The sequence below is a fragment of the Cohnella lupini genome, assembly GCF_003386205.1.
Classification (GTDB): Bacteria; Bacillota; Bacilli; order Paenibacillales; family Paenibacillaceae; genus Cohnella; species Cohnella lupini.
Genome location: NZ_QRDY01000010.1, coordinates 115,632 through 137,758, shown reverse-complemented (window position 1 = coordinate 137,758; position 22,127 = coordinate 115,632). Strand labels below are relative to the sequence as shown.

19 protein-coding genes are annotated in these 22,127 nt (G+C 37.8%); all 19 read left to right on the top strand.

The window, feature by feature from the left end; translation table 11 throughout:
- The first annotated feature begins 43 nt into the window (after positions 1 to 43).
- Complete coding sequence (locus DFP95_RS17465; protein WP_115993936.1) at positions 44 to 1,348, top strand: glycosyltransferase; 1,305 nt, start codon at positions 44 to 46, stop codon at positions 1,346 to 1,348.
- Positions 1,338 to 2,414 (top strand): mannose-1-phosphate guanylyltransferase, encoded by a 1,077-nt coding sequence (locus DFP95_RS17460; protein WP_115993935.1) that lies wholly within the window; start codon positions 1,338 to 1,340, stop codon positions 2,412 to 2,414. The genes DFP95_RS17465 and DFP95_RS17460 overlap by 11 nt, the downstream gene beginning before the upstream one ends.
- Positions 2,415 to 2,440: 26 nt before the next feature.
- Positions 2,441 to 3,424, top strand: a complete 984-nt coding sequence (gmd, locus tag DFP95_RS17455; RefSeq protein ID WP_115993934.1) for a GDP-mannose 4,6-dehydratase — start codon at positions 2,441 to 2,443, stop codon at positions 3,422 to 3,424.
- A gap of 21 nt (positions 3,425 to 3,445) precedes the next feature.
- On the top strand, positions 3,446 to 4,201 hold the full coding sequence (locus DFP95_RS29820) for an ABC transporter permease (protein ID WP_115993933.1): 756 nt from the start codon (positions 3,446 to 3,448) through the stop codon (positions 4,199 to 4,201).
- A 21-nt stretch (positions 4,202 to 4,222) separates the two neighbouring features.
- Positions 4,223 to 4,882, top strand: a complete 660-nt coding sequence (locus tag DFP95_RS17445; RefSeq protein ID WP_115993932.1) for a hypothetical protein — start codon at positions 4,223 to 4,225, stop codon at positions 4,880 to 4,882.
- Positions 4,866 to 6,488: an ABC transporter ATP-binding protein gene (locus tag DFP95_RS17440; RefSeq protein WP_115993931.1), complete on the top strand. Its 1,623-nt coding sequence runs from the start codon at positions 4,866 to 4,868 to the stop codon at positions 6,486 to 6,488. Before DFP95_RS17445 ends, DFP95_RS17440 begins: the two co-directional genes overlap by 17 nt.
- A complete protein-coding gene (locus DFP95_RS17435; protein ID WP_115993930.1) occupies positions 6,478 to 8,310 on the top strand; it encodes a methyltransferase domain-containing protein in 1,833 nt (610 codons plus the stop codon). The genes DFP95_RS17440 and DFP95_RS17435 overlap by 11 nt, the downstream gene beginning before the upstream one ends.
- Positions 8,311 to 8,322: 12 nt before the next feature.
- The gene (locus DFP95_RS17430; RefSeq protein WP_115993929.1) at positions 8,323 to 9,366 is read left to right on the top strand and encodes a glycosyltransferase family 4 protein; all 1,044 of its coding nucleotides are present in this window, start codon (positions 8,323 to 8,325) and stop codon (positions 9,364 to 9,366) included.
- 12 nt (positions 9,367 to 9,378) lie between these two features.
- Positions 9,379 to 10,779, top strand: coding sequence for a glycosyltransferase family 4 protein (locus DFP95_RS17425; protein WP_115993928.1), 1,401 nt, complete (start codon positions 9,379 to 9,381; stop codon positions 10,777 to 10,779).
- Positions 10,746 to 13,475, top strand: a complete 2,730-nt coding sequence (locus DFP95_RS17420) for a YfhO family protein (RefSeq protein WP_181907485.1) — start codon at positions 10,746 to 10,748, stop codon at positions 13,473 to 13,475. Before DFP95_RS17425 ends, DFP95_RS17420 begins: the two co-directional genes overlap by 34 nt.
- Before the next feature lie 5 nt (positions 13,476 to 13,480).
- Positions 13,481 to 14,347, top strand: a complete 867-nt coding sequence (rfbA, locus tag DFP95_RS17415; protein WP_115993988.1) for a glucose-1-phosphate thymidylyltransferase RfbA — start codon at positions 13,481 to 13,483, stop codon at positions 14,345 to 14,347.
- 13 nt (positions 14,348 to 14,360) lie between these two features.
- Positions 14,361 to 14,771 (top strand): sugar 3,4-ketoisomerase, encoded by a 411-nt coding sequence (locus tag DFP95_RS17410; RefSeq protein ID WP_115993926.1) that lies wholly within the window; start codon positions 14,361 to 14,363, stop codon positions 14,769 to 14,771.
- A gap of 1,370 nt (positions 14,772 to 16,141) precedes the next feature.
- Positions 16,142 to 17,245, top strand: coding sequence for a DegT/DnrJ/EryC1/StrS family aminotransferase (locus DFP95_RS17395; RefSeq protein ID WP_115993923.1), 1,104 nt, complete (start codon positions 16,142 to 16,144; stop codon positions 17,243 to 17,245).
- Positions 17,223 to 18,155, top strand: coding sequence for a glycosyltransferase family 2 protein (locus DFP95_RS17390; protein ID WP_115993922.1), 933 nt, complete (start codon positions 17,223 to 17,225; stop codon positions 18,153 to 18,155). Before DFP95_RS17395 ends, DFP95_RS17390 begins: the two co-directional genes overlap by 23 nt.
- Before the next feature lie 29 nt (positions 18,156 to 18,184).
- Positions 18,185 to 18,742, top strand: coding sequence for an acyltransferase (locus tag DFP95_RS17385; protein ID WP_245987710.1), 558 nt, complete (start codon positions 18,185 to 18,187; stop codon positions 18,740 to 18,742).
- Positions 18,743 to 18,758: 16 nt separating this feature from the next.
- Entirely contained in the window at positions 18,759 to 19,163 is a 405-nt protein-coding gene (locus DFP95_RS17380; RefSeq protein WP_115993920.1) for a GtrA family protein, read from the top strand.
- Positions 19,164 to 19,220: 57 nt separating this feature from the next.
- A complete protein-coding gene (rfbB, locus tag DFP95_RS17375) occupies positions 19,221 to 20,234 on the top strand; it encodes a dTDP-glucose 4,6-dehydratase (RefSeq protein ID WP_115993919.1) in 1,014 nt (337 codons plus the stop codon).
- A 36-nt stretch (positions 20,235 to 20,270) separates the two neighbouring features.
- Positions 20,271 to 21,389, top strand: a complete 1,119-nt coding sequence (locus tag DFP95_RS17370; protein WP_115993987.1) for a glycosyltransferase family 4 protein — start codon at positions 20,271 to 20,273, stop codon at positions 21,387 to 21,389.
- Between the two features lie 76 nt (positions 21,390 to 21,465).
- Positions 21,466 to 21,954 carry a hypothetical protein gene (locus DFP95_RS17365; RefSeq protein WP_245987709.1) on the top strand — a complete coding sequence of 163 codons (489 nt, stop codon included), beginning with the start codon at positions 21,466 to 21,468 and terminating at the stop codon, positions 21,952 to 21,954.
- Positions 21,955 to 22,127 lie beyond the last annotated feature (173 nt).

The window sequence follows — 22,127 nt, the reverse complement described above, 5'->3', positions numbered from 1 at the left end:
TATTATAATATGTTTTTTCTGAACAGTTGGTGGTGTTAAGAAGATGAAAGCTTTGATATATAAAATGATATATAAAATGGCATTGCCAATGAAGAGGGTAATTGTTTTATTAATTCCACAATCCACTCGTCGAAAGCTAAAACATTCAATTGTAAATAAAGCATACAATGAGGATTTAACTAACTTGAATGTGAAAGCAGATGGTGGCATGGAAGTGAATCCAACGGGAATTAATCTAATCGGTTATTCCCGTGCGGAGATGGGAATTGGAGAATCTTGCAGAATTGCCGCCAAAAGTATAGCAACGACGATGATTCCGTTTAATATTATTAATTATTATGGAACAAATTCAGCTAGAATGTCTGATACGACTTGGAAGCATAAGGAAGTGAAGGAAGCCGAGTATAATGTGAATATATTTCATTTAAATGCAGAGCAAATGTTTGAAGCATATACTCAATTCGGTAATAAGTTGTTCGAAGAACGCTACAATATTGGGTTTTGGCATTGGGAACTTGAAGATTTTCCGGAGGAATGGTTGGAAGGGTTCAAGTTCGTGAACGAAGTGTGGGTCCCTTCGTCTTTTGTCGCAAATTCTGTCTCAATGAAAAGTCCGGTACCCGTTGTTAGGATACCGCACAGCATAGAAGTGAAGATCGACACTCCTAGAGAACGTTCATATTATAACCTGCCCGAGAGAAGCTTCTTGTTCTTAACAATGTACGATATGAACAGCTTTCAACAAAGAAAAAATCCAATTGCGTCGATAGATGCGTTTAAGTCGGCGTTTGATCCGAATGATCTCACGGTTGGTTTAGTTGTAAAAGTAAATAATGCCAACTCAAATAGGGAAGATATTAAAACTATTACCCAAATCGTCGAAGGCTATAACAATATCTATCTAATTAAGGAAATATTAAATAGGAACGACACTAACGCATTGATACAATGTACGGATAGTTATATTTCGTTACATCGCAGCGAAGGGTTCGGTTTAGGACTAGCGGAAGCTATGTACTTAAGCAAACCGGTAATCGGTACGAATTGGTCAGCCAATACGGATTTTATGAATATGCAGAATTCCTGTTTAGTGCATTATAACTTAATTAAGGTCGGTAACGATTACGGACCCTACCACGCATATCAAACTTGGGCTGATCCCGATTTGAATCATGCAAGTCAATATATGGTGAGACTAGTTAATGATAAAGTATATTATAAAGAAATAGCGTTAAATGGTGAACAAACAATAAAACGAGATTTTTCTCCAAGTGCAATAGGAAAGATGATCGAAAAGAGGTTGAGATACATACAAAAGCACTCCGGAGGTAGAGCGAATGATAACTAGTTTGATTATGGCTGGTGGAAAGGGTGAAAGATTCTGGCCAAAGAGTCGCACGAACTTACCCAAACAATTCTTGAACATATCCGGGAATAAATCGATGATCCAGCAGGCTGTTGCTCGGCTAGAGCGGTTAATGGATATACAGCAAATTTTTGTTGTTACTAATGAACTATATGCGGAATTAATTAGTGCACAGATCCCGCACCTTCCAAGTCACAATATCATCATCGAACCTATCGGGAGAAACACAGCTCCATGTATAGCACTTTCGTCTATATATATTCAAGAAAAATATCCGGATAGTACGATAATCGTCCTACCTTCGGATCATATTATTAAGGATGAAATCGAGTTCATAGAAATTCTGCGAACGGCTACGGAAGTCGCAAAGCAGGGAGAAAATATTGTTACTTTAGGAATATCTCCCACATATCCGGAGACGGGATACGGCTATATTGAAAGTACCGATCAGGTTGCAACTATTAATCAAATGGAGGTACATCGGGTACGATGCTTCATTGAAAAGCCAGATCAAGTTACGGCGGAAAATTACTTAGAAGCCGGAAACTATTATTGGAACAGCGGGATGTTTATCTGGAAGGCTTCGACTATCATGAATTGTTTTGCAAAGCACATGCCTGATTTATATGAAAATCTTTCAACGATGAAATTAGCATTGAATTCACCGGAGCGAGAACTAGTAATAAAGAATGAATTCATGAAAATGCCGGATCAATCAATTGATTATGGAATCATGGAAAAAGCGGAAAATATATTCGTCATTCCGTGTATGCTAGGATGGGATGACGTTGGCAGTTGGACGGCTCTTGATCGTATAGATGAGCGAGATGAGAACGGAAACGTAATTCGAGGGAATATTCTGAACATGGATACCAGAAGATGCATTATCGAAAGCAACAATGGTAAATTGATTGCGACATTAGGGATTGAAGATTTAATAGTAGTGGATACAGATGACGTGACATTAATTTGTTCCAAGGATAAAGCTCAAGAGGTAAAACAACTGTTAAAAGAATTACGTATGCAAAAGAGAGAACAGTATCTATAAACATAATAGAAATAAGGAGAATTAATATGACTAAGAATGCATTGATTACGGGGATTACAGGACAAGATGGGTCTTATTTAGCGGAGTTGCTACTTTCAAAAGGGTATAAAGTATATGGTTTACGTCGTCGTACTAGTACACCTATTATGGATAATATTCAACATATCCAGGACGAAATTGAATTCATCGAGGGTGATCTACTCGATCAAGGTTCGTTGCATCAGGCGGTTCAAGTATCAAATCCGGACGAAGTATATAATTTAGCCGCTCAATCTTTTGTCGGTACGTCTTGGGATCAACCTGCACTAACGGGTCAATTCACTGCCATTGGCGTTACACACATGTTAGAGGCTGTTCGGTATAATAAACCGGATGCTAAATTCTATCAGGCATCGAGCAGTGAAATGTTCGGCAAAGTACAGGAGACACCTCAGACGGAAACGACGCCATTCTATCCCAGAAGTCCTTATGGAGTCGCAAAAGTATATGGCCACTGGATTACAGTGAATTACCGTGAAAGCTATAACATGTTTGCATGTTCAGGTATCCTATTCAATCACGAATCTCCGCGTAGAGGTGTAGAATTCGTTACTAGGAAAGTTACCGATGCGGCAGCTAGAATTAAACTTGGATTGCAAAAAGAGCTGAGAATGGGCAATTTAGACGCTAGGAGAGATTGGGGGTTCGCAGGAGATTACGTTGAGGCCATGTGGCTTATGCTTCAGCAAGATCAACCGGAGGACTTTGTTATCTCAACTGGCGAAACTCATACGGTACAAGAACTTGTGGAAGTAGCTTTTGGTCGCTTAGGTTTGAGATGGCAAGACCATGTCGTAATCGATCCGAAATTCGTTCGTCCAGCTGAGGTTGACTTGTTGCTTGGAGATTGCACGCAAGCAAAGAGAAAACTGGGATGGGAACTAAAGGTTGGGTTTGAACAAATGATTAACATGATGGTCGATAGTGATTTCAATAGGCTGAAGAACACATTAAGGGAGCAATTGGTATAATAGAGGAGAATTAAAATTGCTATGTTGTACATGATGTGGGATATGGTTAAGAGGGATTTTCGCAACAAATATGCCGGCTCGGTATTAGGACTGTTGTGGAATTTACTACTGCCGATTGGTTATATCATTATTTACACTACGGTATTCTCCAAGCTAATGTCCGCCAAAATTCCCAATATGACTAACAGTTACGATTATAGCGTTTTCCTTAGCTCGGGAATTTTGGCATGGACCGTATTTAGCAACACGATTATACGATTTCAGAACATTTTCATTGAGAACTCCAACATAGTAAAGAAAATTTACTTTCCCAAGTCTATTCTTTTATATTCGCTTGCATTGTCATCGATAATCGAATTAATTATCAATTACATGCTTCTGGCAATAATTCTTGCCGTTGTCGGATATCCATTACATTTAAGCTATGCATTCGTGTTGGTATTGATCATTTTAATGCAGGTATTTTGTTTAGGAATCGGCAAAGTATTATCGATTCTAAATGTTCACTTTCGGGACCTAAGCCAATTTATATCAATTACTTTGCCCATATTATTCTGGTTGACTCCCATCGTTTACTTCGAGGACATTTTGCCCAAGTATATGATTAAGATTGTAGAGTATAATCCTATTGCTTACATGATAAAGGCTTTTCAGTCAATAATTCTCTATTCGAAGATAGAACATATCTACCTAATTGCAATAATAGCAATCGCGACTTATTTCTTGGGGTCCATTTTCTATAAAAAAATGATAAATGAAGTTTCCGATCTGATCTAATGGAATGAGGGTAAGAAGCGCATGGAACAGGTGAATTTCGATGAGGAAGTGCTGAAAAAACGGATTACAGAGAGAATACTCCGTAAAATGGAAAGGCAACCTCAAGGTGTGCAGTCCAAGCTTCCGCCTACTGATTTAAAACCGCTCATTGATGCGCACAATATTTTGAATGTAGATTTTTATTCTCATCGAAAAGGCTTCGGCAGGTTGATTGTGTTAATCAAGAAGCTCTTAAGAAAGCTATTAGCTCCGATCTTAATGAAGCAGATTCATTTTAATCAACGATCGATTGATTATTTGTCTTCTGTTGACCAAAGATTGGAAGCGCTAAGACAAAACGGACTGGGTTATAAGGTTGAGCAGCAAGAGCGATTGGATTCTATTGCGAATGATATATCGGATGTAATTATAGAGGAATTAAGACTTGTGAAGGATCAGCTTGAATCCGATGTACTATCAATTACAAAGCTGAACGAAAGCCGTTATAATGACGTTAAGGTCTCGTTATTGCGTGAACTGGCGGATATAGAGCACTTGAGCGGTAACGAACAAAGAAAATATTTATTGTTATTAATGGCACTGAGATCAAAACCGGACGATCTGGAGTTAGAACAAAAGGTAATCGATTCATTCGAAAGACTGAATAAAGTGGGATTGATAAGAGATGATGACAGGATATAAAGCACAGCTCCAGTTGCTTCAACAAGAACAACCCCATAAGTATTCTCAGGGGATAATGTGTTCAACCAAATTGTTAGTTACAAATATAGGGGATCTTGTTTGGTATGCGTACGATAACAATCAGCCTGTATTAGTAGGTTATCATTACAGGACGACGAGTGGCGAATTAAAGGAAGGTATTCGTACCAAGTTACCTTATAACATTTCGCCTGGCGAAAGCATAACGATTAATGCAGCATTTATTGTGCCATCCAAATCCAATTCTACGGAGTTGGTATGGGATTTGGTTCTGGAAGGAGTTTCTTGGTTTGCTGAAAGCGGATCAATGACCTTGTCTATGTCTCTCTCGGATCATGAGAGCGGAGAAACATCGGAGTTGGATAAAAGTATTTACGCCATATCCTGCAGTAGAATATCCAAAAAATTTAAAATATACTCCCACAACAGTTCTAAGTTAGCAGAGTATCTTTCTCTTGGCATGAAAAAAAACCATCAAGATTATTGGGCTCTTAAGAATATATCATTTGCGGTTAAAAAGGGCGAAACTTATGGGATTATAGGCTTTAATGGTTCCGGGAAGAGCACCTTGCTCAGCATATTGGCGCAAACCAAACATCCTACAAATGGCGAATTTCTCGTTCAAGGTAGAATCGCCGCCTTATTAGAGTTGGGGGCAGGATTTCATCCCGAGCTTACCGGAAGACAAAATGTTATCTATAACAGTTATCTGTATGGCATACCTGGTCATGAAATTGAAGAAAAGTTGGATAGTATCCAGGAGTTCTCGGGCATAGGAATGTTCTTCGACAAAGCCGTTAAAAGCTATTCAAGTGGAATGTATGTCAGGTTAGCCTTTTCGCTCGCTATACATGTGGATCCGGATGTGCTCATTATTGATGAAGCGCTAGCCGTTGGAGATGAAGTCTTTCAAAGAAAATGTTACGCAAAATTCGAAGAGTTTAAGGCAAAAGGCAAGACGATAATCCTTGTTACGCACGATTTAAATGCGGTTAGGGCATTATGCGACCGTGTGGGTATCATATACGATGGAACTCTAATCTTTGAAGGAACATCAAATGATGTCGTAAATTACTATCAAAAGATGTCGCTAACGGCTAACATGCAGGTAGCGGTTCAACATGAGACAAAAGAAGACGAGCTTCGTTACGGGAATGGAAAGGCTAAAATCATAGAATATAAACTCTTGGATCAAAATGACGATCCTTCGATCGTTTACAAGACCGGAGAAAAGATAAAAGTGACGATTAGAGCTGAAATTATCGAGCATCTAGAGAACCCTGTTATTGGAGTCATCTTCAAGACTATAAATGGAGTGGAAGTATTCGGGACGAATTCCAAGATACTCGGTTCAGAGTCAAGAGATCTTAAAGGCGGTCGCATACTTACTTGCGATATGACAATTCCCATTCACTTGAACGAGGGAACTTATTTTATGAGCTTTGGCGTCTCCAATCAAATAGGCGGGGAGACCATTACCGTAGACCGAATGGTTGACGTTACTTTCATCAGGGTTATCTCTGACATTCCATGCATCGGGCTTGTAAACCAAAACATCGGAGCAGGGGTAAAATTATATGCGGAATAACGTGAATATCGTCTCAAGAACGCAAATAGCGATTGTCTGTATGGGGTTCAAGAAGGATAAAGATATCGAGGCCGTCAAAAAAGAAGCCCGATCATATTATATCCGATATAAAAAGACGAGACCGGAAATGGATATCAAGTTCATATCGTTAGAGGAAGAACTATCCGATAATGAAGAAATTTACGATGAGGAATACGATGTATATTACTGGTCTCATCGGTTTTCTGAACGGATTTCAGACAAAGTGAATATGATTTTCCATTTTTTTGCCGATAGCATAGATGGTTACTATATTCTTGAGAAAAGTTATGAACCCCGATCGGTGATAACTTTATATACGGTTACCGGAATCAATGGCCTGCGTGAATACGACGAACAGTATCTTAAACACGTCAGACATGCTATTGATGTAGGTAATCTGTTTTTGTTTGTGGAGTCTAAATGGGTTCAAGAGCAATTCTCCGCTGCAGGGATCTATTCCAAAGTGATGCTACCCAGAGTAGCGATATTACGCAAACCCGTCAGCGATGTGAGTAGTACGAAATTCACTGTAGGATTCGCATCGGCGCCTCTGACCAGGGAGGTTTGGGAGGATCGCGGAATTTATATCCTGTTGTCCTTAATAAAACGACTGCCGGATATTAGTTTTAAGATTGCATGGAGGAATAATGGGTATTCGGAGCTTCTCGCTATATTGGAGAAAGAAGGAATAACGAATTGTGAGGTTCTTAACGGACATTTAGATATGTCGGAATACTACAAAGATATCAATGTCATGGTAGCACCGTTCGCGAGTAGGGCTAATAATCATTCCTGTCCATTGTCCATCGTAGAAGCTATTGTACTTGGAATTCCTGTGTTGGTTACGGAGTATGTGGGGATCCAAGATCTCGTCTTGGAGCATGGTCTTGGACTCGTGGCAAGCGACGTTGACGATATGACGGTGAAAATGAAGGAAATACGCGATAATTATCATAAGTATCGGGAAAATGCTTTGAACAAGGGCTTATCCTTATTCGGAACCGTTAATAACGATCAAATAACATATCTCCAGATTTATGGAATGATTAGCAATCAAATTCCGAGCCCTACGCTGGAACGCTGGAGTCTCGATTTACAAGATCGAGGAAAATTCCTTGTAATGAGCCGGGAAGGAATGGCAGCTTATTACAATGATGCGTTCGTTGCCGACAATTATGATGACAACAGGTTTACGGATTATCCGATGCGGACTTATGACCGTCTTGAGAGAAAAGCAATATCCTTGCTAATCGAACAGAATCTAAATAAAAATAAAATAATCGAATCCTTGGATATTGCTTCCGGCGACGGACGAATACTTCGTGAAATAGTAAACTTCGGTAGAGTAACTGCCGTCGAAAATTCGCGTTTCATGATCTCGGTTTCTACGAAGAAGCTTCAGGACCCAAGTAAAGTTACTTTTATAGAAACCGACTTTTTCGAATTTTCAACAGAGGAACGGTACGATATCATTACGGCTTTTCGATTTATACGTCATTTTGATTATCATGACCGAAGAATTCTCTATCGTAAGTTGTATAGTCTCGTTAAGGATGATGGAATTATTGTCGTTGATTTCCCCGATAAACGAGCGGAGACGCAGTTACGAGCACATATGGGCTGGGGATCTTTCCATGTCTATGATGTATTCTGGAATAACTATGAGATTATCGACGAATTAAATCAGAATGGATTCAAAATATTAGGACAAATTCCGGTAGGAGAATACTTAATGACGCCGGGAACAATGGTTAACGACTACTTGCCATTATCCAGAGTGGTTTGCTTCTCTAAAAAATAGGTGGTAATTGTGATGAAAAAAAAGATCGCTATCTGTCATGCACAAGTGCCCTTCGTTAAGGGCGGGGCTGAACTTCTGGTTCAATCTCTGTTAGAGGAATTGAACAAACGGAATTACCATGCGGAGCTTGTCGCGCTCCCTTTCAAATGGTATCCCAATCAACAGCTTGTTCAAAGCATGTTGAATTGGAGATTCACGGATCTGTCCGAAAGTAATGGCGAGGTTATAGACCTCGTGATCGCGACTAAATTTCCTTCCTACGGAGTCAAGCATAAGAACAAAGTAACTTGGCTAGTTCACCAATTCAGACAAGTATACGATCTACTTGGAACACCGTACAGTTCTTATGATTTTTCACCTGAAAGCCTTTCTATCAAAGAGTTGATTACAAGATTCGATTCAAATTCGTTATCGGAATCTAAGAAGATCTTCACGATCGCCCAGAATACAACGGATCGTCTTCAAAGGTTTAATGGAATCTCATCGGAGGCACTCTATCATCCCCCTAAACATGTCGGATCCTATTATTGCGACGAATCCGACAATTTCATTTTATCGGTAGGTAGATTAGATAAGTTAAAGAGAATCGATATTTTGATTAAAGCAATGAGGCATGCTGATAAAAATGTGAAATGCGTAATTGCGGGCACTGGTCCGGAAAGAGAAACCTTAGAGCGATTATCGGTAAGTCTGGGGTTGCAAGACAGAGTAGTGTTTCTAGGCTTTGTTGATGACAAGCAGTTGTTGGAATTATATGCTAAGTGTATGGCCGTTTACTTTGCCCCTTATGATGAGGATTACGGTTACGTTACTTTGGAGGCTTTCTTGTCAAAAAAGCCTGTTATAACCTTGAGCGACTCTGGCGGGGTTCTTGAGTTCGTTAAAGACGGTTATTCCGGGCTGGTCCTTCTTTCGGAAACGGAAGTCGCAGGTGCGATAAGTCGTCTGTATCATAATCGTCAATTAGCTCAAGAGTTAGGGCGAAATGGATATGAGGCAGTAAAGGATTTCTCGTGGGATCATGTCATCGACCGGTTAACGGATACGATAAGATAAGGAGCCAAGAACTTGAAAAGGATAGCTTACTTCTCCCCGCTTAACCCGATTCGATCAGGGATCTCCGACTATAGCGAGGACTTACTTCCCCTTCTTGGAGACGCTTATCATATAGACATATATATTCCCAATGCATTTATTGTCGAGAATAAAACAATTGCCGAGCGTTTCGACATAAAGTTCTATAGCGAATTCGTATTGAATTATAAGGATAAACGTTATGACTCGATTCTGTATCATATGGGGAATAACTATGAAGCGCATCACGGAATCTATGATTTCATGCTTCAGTACCCTGGTATTGTCATCCTTCATGATTACTCGCTGCATCATTTCTTCGCAGCTAAGACGTTAGTACTCGGCGATCAAGAAGGTTACCGGGAGGAGATGTTCTATAGTCATGGTGAACAGGGACTTCAAGCTGCTGACAAATTTATCAAAGGGAAAATTCCGCCTATATGGGAAAACGATTCCTTGAATTATCCTATGAACTTAAGAGTTCTGGATCGGTCGGCAGGGGTCATCGTTCATTCCGAGTTTGCTAAGAATTTGTTGCGGAAGCAAGCAAGTTATGTCCCTATCCGTGTAGTGCCAATACCAGCGCCCCATATAAGTGAATACGAACAGGTTCAGATAGAGAAGCAAAGAGCTAGAAGCGAGTTGAACATAGATCCGTCTGAATTTGTTATTTGTTCACTGGGCTTTGCGAATCCGACAAAGAGAATAGATAAAATCCTTGAAGCCTTAGCTAAAATTCAAGTCGATAAACTTATGAATGGGTTTAAGTTCTATATTGTTGGTGAAATATCCGAGAATTACCCAGTTCAAGAGATTGTAATAAGGCATAAGCTGAGTAAAGTGGTGAGGTGTATAGGATTTGTTGATTTAGATTATTTCGGTAAATACATCGCTGCTTCTGATATCTGCCTGAACTTGAGGTATCCAACGCAAGGCGAAAGCTCGGCGAGTTTACTTAAGATTATGGGATATGGTAAGCCTGTTATCGCTACCCGGATTGGTTCTTTTAGTGAGTTTCCTGATCACATTGTACATAAAGCTGGTTATGAATTGGATGAAGTGTCATCAATAATCAACCTCTTAGTGGAAATTTATAGTAAGCCGAATGATGAACGGACTAAGGAGTTGTTAGAGTTTACACAACGGTATCATAGCTTGAATGCTTGTGCTGACGGATATATTGATTTCATTGATAAAGTTATGAAAGGCGAACAAATTAATATAAACTTAGGAATTCAAGAAACATTTGATGATTTTGTTGAAAATATAAGTTCTATATTAATGCCTACGCAGCTCAGGGATGTTTCAGTTCGATATATTGATGAATGCTTGCATATTTTTGGAAGAAAGGAGATGGAAATGTGCGAAAGTTCAAGAACTACTTTGTACACATGAATTCAGGGCTAATATTAATATATTTCGTGCTACCTATTATTTTTTATTACAATTTAGTTGTCGCTGATGGTTTCTGGGCACCTGGAGATGGAGTTTCATCTTATGTGCCGTCAAGAGCAATATTAAAAGAAGCATTGTCTCACTTTTCTTTACCTACTTGGAGCAGTTATGTAAATTTAGGAGTACCTTATTACGCTGATGTTCAAAATTCTATTTTCTACTTACCCAACATTTTATTTTATGCTGTTTTCCCTTTGAAATTTGCATACAACTACATGTTTCTTTTCCATCTTAGTCTTGCTGGTACCTTTGTGTTTCTTTATTTAAAACAAATCGGAATTAATCGATATGCTGCATTCGTAGGTGGAATTGCTTTTATGTTCTGCGGTGCGCTAAATGTAAGATTGGGTCATGTGACTATATATAATGCGATTATCTGGCTTCCGCTAATTTTATTTTTTTATGAAAAATTGATCGCATCTCAAAAAAAAGTTTATATTGTTTTAATGAGCTTGGCATTTTCAATGCAGATTTTTGCTGGTTTCATTCAAGTGTCTGTATATACATCTATTGCTATGTTATTTTATTTTTTACTGTCAATAAAAAGATATCCTTCGATCAAGAACTGGATTATGGATAAGGTTAATTTTTCGGCAATAGTTATAGGAGTAACGGCTATTCAAACACTCCCGTTGTTGCAATTAGCAAGTATTTCGGAGAGGACAAAAATTTCGTATGAATATTTCTCTAGTTATTCGTTGCCCTTAAAATCGTTAGTAACGATTATTTTTCCTTATATATTTGGAGTACACATTCCTAATACACCCTATAATGTTTATACATATTCTTACTTTGGAGAAGGTAATCTAACTGAGTTTGGTTTTTATTCTGGCATTATTCCTGTAACTTTTGCAGTGATAGCAGCCATAACTCTCTTTAAGAAAAATAACATTGTGCGGGTATGGTCGTTGTTGGGGATTTTTTGCTTAATTTTTGCATTGGGATCCTCGATCCCCTTTATAAATAAAGTAATGTTTGAAATACCAATTATCAATAGTTTTCGTGTATCCGCAAGAATACTATTCATTGTAGATTTTGCAATCGTAGTTTTGTTTTCTAAACAATTGGACCTGTATTTTAAGGAGAATTGGAATGAATCAAATCATCGTCAAATTATAAGACAAATTAAATTGATACTCTATTGCTTAGTAGGAAGCACAGCAGCAATTCTTTTAGTCAATAAACTACTAAAAACACTTCTGAATAAAGCCTCTGGTCCGTTAAATACAATTACTGTTAAGGGTTATTCCGTCAGCGATTATGTTTCGATTTTCTCTCTTCATAATTCCGCCGTATTCATCCCATTGATACTTATGGGAATTAGTACTATTTTTCTTCTTATTTTTTATAAGTACAATAGAAGCACCATGATGTATCCATTAATTCTAATTATTTTGTTGGACTTACATAGTTTTTCTTTTTATCATGAAAAAGTAACTACAGATTACAATAATACTGATGAGATTACCCAATACATTGTACGAAATAACGCAAATAACGACCGCATTTGGCCTTTGGTAAGTAACAATAGCGACTTTGAGATGAACCTTTCGCCCAATAAAAACACGTTGTACAAAGAGGATATTATTAGTGGTTACGCGACATTTCTGCCTGAATCTTATAAAGCAATTACAGGGTTTGACGAGAGAGGAAGTAATCCGGAGTATCTTCAGATGTTATTAAATAATGAAATTATTTCTACTCTAAATACAAGATATATTATATTAAATAACGAAATTTCTAATGTTATAAATAAAATAAATACAATAGATCTACAAAAAACGACCATTATATCTGATTTCGGGAAATATACCTTACCAGCATCCGCTGATTCCAGTATGTCATTGGTTCAATCTCAGGTGAAGATCGAGCCTAACACATTTTATAAGTTTTCGGTAAAATTAGAAAAGGCCACTGAAAAAGAACTTTATATCGATCTATTTGGCGACCAATATGACAGCAATGCCCAACAAATGATTTTACAACCAACCGGACTCGAGCAATCTAAGTATTTTTATTCCGATTCAGTTGTGCCGGAAGATGTTTATTTTAGAATCTTTTCTCAATCCAATATGCCTAGCAATATAGAGTATTGCAAGCTTGAAAAAGTAAGTTCTGCCAATAATAGCGGGAAAGAAGAGGTTTATACTAAGATTATGAATAATGATCGGTATGCCTTGTATGAAAACAAAAGAGTATTGCAAAGAATGTATTCCGTTACTCAAACAATAAAATCAGATCGGAGTTATTCTCAGCTTTCCTCAATGAATCTTCATGAACAAGCTATTGTCGATGGCTACGAAGATTATCATTTTACAGAAGCGAAAGTAGATATTACGGATGAAAGAGACGGGTACATCCAAGCAAATATTTCTGCGGATAAATTAAGCTTCATCGTGTTTTCGGAAAGTTTTTACCCAGGATGGCATGCTTATGTGGATGGACGTCAGGTTCCGATATATAGAGTAAATGGTATGCTACAGGGTATTGAGGTAGATTCCGGCCAACATATAATAAAGTTCAAGTTCAACCCAGGCAGCTTGAAACTAGGATATATTATTTGGTTAGTTACCCTTTTATATATTTTTGTTTATGTATATAGGAAAAAACTTTTCGTCAGAAGAAAGATAGGGTGAATGGCTTGAAAGGAATTATATTAGCTGGGGGTAACGGTACTAGATTATATCCATTAACGAAAGCAATTACGAAGCAGTTGTTGCCGATTTACGACAAGCCCATGATTTATTATCCATTATCTGTACTTATGTTAGCGGGAATAAACCATATTTTAATTATATCCACTCCTGAGGATTCGGGAAGGTTTCAGCACCTTCTTGGAGATGGAAGCAATTACGGCATTAATATTGAGTATAAAGCCCAAGCCTCTCCGGATGGATTAGCACAAGCATTCATAATTGGTGAGGACTTCATACAGAAAGACAGTGTAGCGCTTATTCTAGGTGATAATATATTTTATGGACAAGGATTTACGGAGATGCTGATAAATGTCATGAAACGATCATCCGGGGCAACCGTATTCGGTTATAAAGTAAAGGATCCTCAAAGATTTGGGGTAGTTGAGTTCGATGAACATCTCAAGGCAGTTTCCATCGAAGAGAAACCCCAAAAGCCCAAATCCCACTTTGCAATTACGGGATTATATTTTTATGACAATAAAGTGGTTGAATATGCCAAACATATTAAACCATCTGCAAGAGGTGAATTGGAGATAACGGATATAAACCAAATCTACCTTAGTAATGGGGAATTAAATGTTGAGCTACTAGGGCGTGGATTTGCTTGGTTGGATACGGGGACTCACGAATCACTTATGCAGGCTTCACACTATATTGAAACAATAGAAAAGCGTCAAGGCTTTAAGGTGGCCTGTATAGAAGAGATTGCTTATCTAAAGGGATATATTTCAAAAGATCAACTAGTTAGACTGGGTAACGAACTTTCTAAAAATGAGTACGGACAGTATTTATTAGATTTAGCGAATAGCTAAGGATTGGAGCAAAATGATGCTATTAAAAGCTCGAAGTAAATTAATGATGATTAGCGAACATGGGGACGAGCGAGGATATTTAACCGTAATTGAAGGAAATAAAACTATTCCATTTGAAATAAAAAGAGTTTTTTATATCTATGGGACAAAAGAGGGGATCAGAAGAGGATTTCATGCTCATTATAAGACCAAGCAAGCATTAATTGCACTGTCAGGATCGTGTACTATTCACTTAGATAATTTGGAAAGGAAAGATGAAATAAAATTAGATTGCCCAACGAAGATTCTAATATTAGAACCAAATGACTGGCATGAGATGTATGATTTCAGTGTTGACTGTGTATTATTGGTATTGGCATCTCACCTATATGATGCTGAAGATTATATTAGAGACTATGAATTGTTTAAAAGTTTACATACATAAGTCGTAAAGTGAGAACTTGAAGAGGATGAGGTCGATGAGGTCGATATTTTCAAAAACAAACTATGTGCTATTTCTTTTAATATGTGCCTTCTCGATTGCTCAATTTACGTATTTCTTAGTACAGAATTATAATGTGAATTATTATGATGAAGAAGGATATTATTTCATAAGTAATCAAATTATTCAAAATGGTTTGTTTAATCTAACGGAAGAACTTCGAACTTATTTATATCCCTTAATTCTATCTCTTTTTTATGTTTTCACTGATGGTAGCCTTTCAAGTCATAAAATCTTGGTGAGTATATTTCAGTATGCAGTATTGATTTTTACTGTATTGTTAATTGCCAAGACCGCATTTAATTATTCGAAGTCCAAGGTTGTTTTTTTACCGTAATTATACTCGGTTTGTTAAATCCATATTTGGTCCAATCAACGACTTTATTTTTGACAGATTTATTGGCTTCATGCTTCTTGGTAATCTCATTGATTTATTTACTTTCCTCGGATTTGAACACATGGAGAAATGGTGCAGCTATTTCTTTTTTTCTATACAGCTCCGTTTTAATCCGACCTTCAAACGCGATATTTATGATTCTCTTTGCTCTAATTGCTATCTATCGATTTATTAAAGTTAAAGATTATAAACCATATAAATTTATTGCTATTGGACTGATATGTCTAATATTATTTCTGCCTCAAGTATATATGAATATAACAAAGTTTAATCATCTCACACCGCTTATTCACTCAAATTTATATGAGAGACAAATTGTAGGGGCAGCTCATTATTTGAAATACGGAACGGTAGTCATTTCAGAAGAAGACCCCAGGTTGTTCTCTTATGCGCCAATTCAGGCGGTCGGCGATACGAATATATATGATATGATTACTATCAATCCGTTAAATTTTGTGTTTTTAATAGGTGCCCACATATTTGGAATATTAGATTGGGGATATGTATCTACATACATTAAAGATTTCTCTGTTTCATATAGAGTTGCGCCTTCAATAATGCTTTATTTTGCATGGATTGTATCAATTGTCGGATTAGTATACTCAAGAATACGAAAAAATCTACGATTGATTTGGGTGGGAACTTTAACGGCAACTATAGGTTATAGTTTGCTTATGTCAACGACGGTCGTGGAGTCCAGATTTGGCTATCCCTTATATCTTATGATGCTGTTCTTCTCAGGTTATGGAGTAGAATACTTTATTCAGATATATAAAGATAGAAAGAATATAGTGATATGGTCTCTAACCCTTCTAATGTAATGATTGGATTTTTCTATTTCAGTTATCTAATCGATAAGCAAACGGGAATAATAGATTGGTTTAATTAGTGAATTAGCTAACCTAGGAGGTATATAATGATTCCCTTTTTAGACTTAAAGCAAATTAATCTAAGGCACGAGTCGGAAATTAAAAGTAGTATAGACCGATTTCTACAGTCAGGTTGGTATATCCTTGGAAAGGAAGTCGAGCAATTTGAGCAGGAATTCGCTGAATATTGCGGGACTCGATATTGCTTGGGTGTGGCGAATGGTTTGGACGCCTTAGTTCTTATTTTAAAAGGGCTAGGCATTAGTGAAGGTGATGAGGTTATCGTACCATCCAACACCTATATAGCGACTATATTATCAATTACTGCAAGTGGGGCGACACCTATTCTGGTTGAACCTGACTTGTTGACCTATAATATTGACCCTGCGCTGATCGAGAAGTATATCACAACCAAGACGAAAGCAATTATGGTTGTTCATCTCTATGGTCTTTCCTGCGATATGTCTCCCATTCAAGAAATAGCTCAGAAGTATAACCTTAAGGTTGTTGAAGATTGTGCTCAAGCACATGGAGCAATGTATAAAGGTAAACGGGTTGGTAATCTAAGCGATGCTGCCGCATTTAGTTTTTATCCAGGTAAAAATTTAGGTGCCCTCGGAGACGGCGGCGCTATAACGCTTAACGATGAAAGTATGTATTTAGAATTAAAGGCAATTCGCAATTACGGTTCGCACAAAAAATATGAAAATCTATATAAGGGCATTAATAGCCGACTTGATGAATTACAGGCAGCTGTATTGCGGTTTAAACTCAAGCATTTAGATGAAGATAATCAACTTAGGAGAAATATTGCAGAGTTGTACAATGAGAAAATAAAAAATGAAAGCTTAGTCAAGCCTGTATTCAAGGGGTTAGATCCAGAAACTCATGTATGGCATCTATATGTTATTCGTACAAGAAATAGGAACCATCTCCAACGTTATCTGAATGATAATAACATTCAAACGTTGATTCATTATCCCATTCCACCACACAAACAGGAAGCATACAAGGAATGGAACGATAGGGGATATCCAATCTCTGAAAGCATTCACGCGGAGATTTTGAGTCTTCCGATTAGCCCTGTTATGAGTATCGAAGATGCCGTTAAAGTAACGGAGGTTCTCAATGAATACAAAGAAATTATTTAGCATCGTTATTCCTATTTACTATAACGAACTTAACATCCCCCATACCTTACCTAGGTTAAAGAACTTACAATCTATTTTGCCGGAATATGAGATGGAATTTATTTTTGTAGATGATGGGTCTGGTGATCGGTCATTTGAATTGCTTATATCAGCCAGAGAAGATGATCCAAGGATTAAGGTTGTTAAGCTAAGTAAGAATTTCGGCTCAATGTCTGCTATTCAAGCAGGTTTAAAGTATGCATCTGGAGATTGCGTTGGCATTATTTCTGCAGATTTACAAGACCCGCCCGAGTTATTTGAGCAGATGATCGGACATTGGGAGTCTGGAAAAAAAGTCGTTATGGCTACTCGGGAAGAACGGGAAGAGACTCTTGGTCAGAAGATTTTCTCGAATTCATATTATTTGTTAATGAGACGGTTCGCTATTAAAGACTATCCAACAGGTGGATTTGATTTTGTGTTAGTTGATCGCCAAGTCGTGCAGGAACTAAATCAAATTCGCGAGAAAAATACTAATATAATGAGTCTTATTTATTGGCTGGGATATCCACAATCAACAATTTCTTATGTAAGACTGGAGAGGAAACTTGGTAAATCAAGATGGACATTCAGCAAGAAGATTAAATTATTCGTGGATTCGTTTGTCAGCTTCTCTTATGCTCCAATTCGGCTGATGTCCACAATTGGAATGATTACTGCTATTATTAGTTTTATATATGGTTTATTTGTTGTGTTTAACGCTATTTTTGGTAATGCTCCACTTCAAGGTTGGACAACAATTATTGCACTGATTTCCTTTTTATTGGGCGTAATTATGGTTATGCTTGGTATTATCGGAGAATATCTATGGAGAATTCTTGATGAAAGCAGGAAACGCCCAGCGTATATTGTGGACGAGGTTCATAATTAGTTAGGAAGTATAAAACATGAGGTGATATTGTGAGCTACTTTAAACATGAAAATGCTATCGTGGAAACGGAAGATATAGGTGACCAAACGAGGATTTGGGCTTTTGCTCATATTCTAAGCGGGGCGAAAGTTGGAGAAAATTGCAATATTAATGATCATACCTTTATTGAAAACGATGTAATCATTGGAAATAATGTAACAGTAAAATCAGGTGTTTATATATGGGATGGAGTTCGCATACATGACAATGCTTTTATTGGTCCTAATGTGACATTTACAAATGATTTGAATCCACGTTCCAAACAATATCCCGCTGAATTTATTAAAACAACCGTTGGAGTGTTTGCTTCGATCGGTGCAAATAGTACGATCGTAGCGGGAAATACAATCGGAAAATATGCAATGATCGGAGCTGGTAGCGTAGTTACTAAGAATATACCAGATCATACATTATGGTACGGAAACCCGGCAAAATTTAAAGGATATGTTTGTAATTGCGGTTCAAAATTAACAAATGATTTTGTTTGTGAAAAATGCGAACTTCAGTTTGAAATACTTCAAGACGGGTTGAAGGAGAAGCTTAAATGAGCGGGCGGCAACTTCAATGATAATTCAAACTTATAAGGTTAAAGAAGTTGTAAAGTTTTTATTAATAGGACTAGCAAACACAGGCATAACCTATGTCGTCTATTTAGGATTATTATTGATTTGTCCCTATAGTATTTCTTATGTTCTTTCTTTTATATTAGGCATTTTTATTTCCTTTGTTTTGAATTCGCTTCTGGTTTTTAACTCTAACATGAGCATTAAGAAGTTGATTCAGTTTCCACTGGTTTACATTATTCAACTCCTGATTGGTTGGGTTTTGATGTATATGTTTGTGGAGAAGATCGGACTAAATAAAGAAATTTCGCCTTTGGTTATCTCCGCGGTTACTATTCCGATTACTTTTATAATAAGCAAGTATATACTAACCGGTCGTTTAGAAGGCAAACGGGAGAAGGAATGACTTGTTAACGTATAGTGGATAGAGAATGTCATTTTAGTGATGAGGGATGAAGTTATTATGAAGTTGCTTGTGACCGGTGGGGCTGGCTTTATTGGAAGTAATTTTATTCAATATATGTTACGTGAACATAATGACGTCGATATAATTAATATTGACCGTCTTACGTATGCTGGAAACTTGGAGAATTTGAGCACTGTAGAAAAGAATGATAGATATAGATTGATTAAAACTGATATTAACGATCGAGTCGCTTTAGAGCCCATATTTAGCGAAGGTATTGATATCGTTGTAAATTTCGCGGCAGAATCCCATGTGGATCGAAGCATACTTGATCCCGATGTGTTCGTACGTTCAAATATATTAGGAACACAAACGATATTAGAATTGGCAAAAAAATATAACGTCCAAAAGTTTGTTCAAGTCTCTACGGATGAAGTATACGGAACATTAGGGGAATCGGGTTTATTTGTAGAAGATTCGCCGCTTGCGCCGAATAGTCCTTATTCAGCGAGTAAGGCAGGTGCCGACTTATTAGTAAGGGCATACCATGAGACTTTCGGGATGCCGATTAACATTACACGTTGTTCGAATAACTATGGCCCGTTTCAATTTCCTGAAAAGCTGATCCCACTTATGATTCAAAATGCACTACAAGACAAGAACTTACCGGTTTACGGAGATGGGCTAAACATACGTGATTGGTTATATGTAGAAGACCACTGCAGTGCAATCGATTTGGTCATTCGGCAAGGACGTAATGGAGATATTTATAATATAGGCGGCAATAATGAACGTACGAACATTCAAGTAGTACGTACGATACTTCAGGAATTAAATAAACCCGAAACTTTAATCGAGTTTGTTCAAGATCGCTTAGGACATGATCGAAGGTACGCAATCGATGCTAGTAAGATCAGGAAAGAACTCGGATGGAATCCTAAATATGATTATGAATCGGGTATCAGGGAAACAATCCGTTGGTATCTAAATAACAGGGAATGGATGAAACGTGTTCACTCTGGTGCTTATCAGCAATATTACTCGAAGAACTATGCGGGAGCCTCAAGCTAATCATTAAGAGGATTCCCAACCTTGAAAGGGATCATTATGAAAATCGCAGTAATTCACGATAGATTAGTAGTATACGCTGGTGCGGAGAAGGTACTCGAGCAAATACTGAAAGTGTACCCCGAAGCCGACTTATTCTCATTAGTCGACTTCTTACCTGATAATCAAAGAGATTTTCTTCAACAGAAGAAATCAAAGACATCTTTTATTCAGAGACTTCCTTTTTCCCGTAAGAAACATCTTAGTTATTTGCCGTTTATGCCGATTGCAATCGAACAATTCGATTTAAGTAAGTATGACTTAGTCATTTCGAGTTCCTATATAGCTGCTAAAGGTGTGATCACAGGTCCAACGCAGTTGCATATTTCCTATGTATATACTCCAATCCGCTATGCATGGGAAATGCAGCATCAATATCTCAAGGACTTTGGTAAGTCCAGAGGGTTATCATCTATTTTCATACGGATGGTTCTTCATTATATTCGGAATTGGGACGTACGTTCTACTAATGGAGTAGATGTTATTGTTACGAGCTCCAAATTTATTAGGAATCGAATTACTAAAACATATCGCAGAGACTCAGAGATCATATATCCGCCTGTGGATGTAGAAGGATTTAAATATAACGAAATTAAAGAAGAGTACTATTTTACCGCTTCCAGGTTGGTGCCATATAAGAGAATTGATCTTATAGTCGAAGCTTTCAGACAATTGCCGGACAAGAAACTAATCATCATCGGAGAGGGGCCAGAAGCCGGTAAACTGAAATCCAAGCTGACGTCAAATATCGAGTTCCTAGGCTATCAGTCAACAGAAGTGTTGCAGCAATATATGCAGAAAGCAAAAGCGTTCGTTTTTGCTGCAGAAGAGGATTTCGGAATCGTCCCGGTTGAAGCTCAAGCTTGCGGCACCCCCGTAATCGCTTTCGGGAAGGGCGGAGCATTAGAGACTGTCATACCGTTAGGTGAGGATCTACCGACAGGCATATTCTTCTATGAACAAACAGCGAATTCGTTGTTGGCTGCTATCAAGCAATTTGAAAATAACTACAAGAGCTTTAACGCGGCGAACTGCCGGAACAATGCCTTGAGGTTTTCAGAAGAAAGATTTAGAAATGAGTTTAAAGCTTTGGTGGACAGAAATCTCAAATTTCGATAATCTTCGCAACTTTCGGACTCTAGCGCTCGTATCAACTCTATAAAGGTAAAATATTACTTGCAGAAGGATGATTACTTTGCAGAAAAAGAGATGGGCTACATCAGTTGCAATCATTCTGATCCTTACGTTAGTTATCGGAGGCCCGGGCTGGTATCAATCCGCGTTCGCTGATGTGAGTTCCAATCCAGGTTCCGTTGATGATCCGCTGGTGACGAAAGGTTATGTGGATTCTACGGTTAGTAAGCTCGTTCAAGAAGAGCTGGAGAAGTTAGGTCCGAGTAGCAGTGGCTCTACGAAACTTGAGACTGTCACGGTACCATTGGGAACTAAGTTGATCGTTGAAGACGGCGGAGAGATTATTATTCGCACGGGGAAAGCGATAGCTTACAGTTCTGATGCAAACGGACTTTCTGACATGACGGATGGCTTGGATATTAAGCCGGGGAAAGCGATAGGAAATAATCACCTCATTCTTAACCCAAGGGGCGAAAGAGGAGTAGAAGCTGATCCAAAGCAGACTAAGGGACTTATCGTACTTGTTCGTGGTGCATATAAATTAAAATAGCAGAAACTGCCGACATTAGCTCGGCAGTTTTTTTATTTTTAAACAAATATGTAAAGCTCGAGCTGTATTGAAATGATTGATATCGGAATAGTCTAGAAATGTAATAGACATCTGAAGAGTCAATATAAAATGAATTTCATATACATGGTCATATATATGATGCTGTAGCCGTC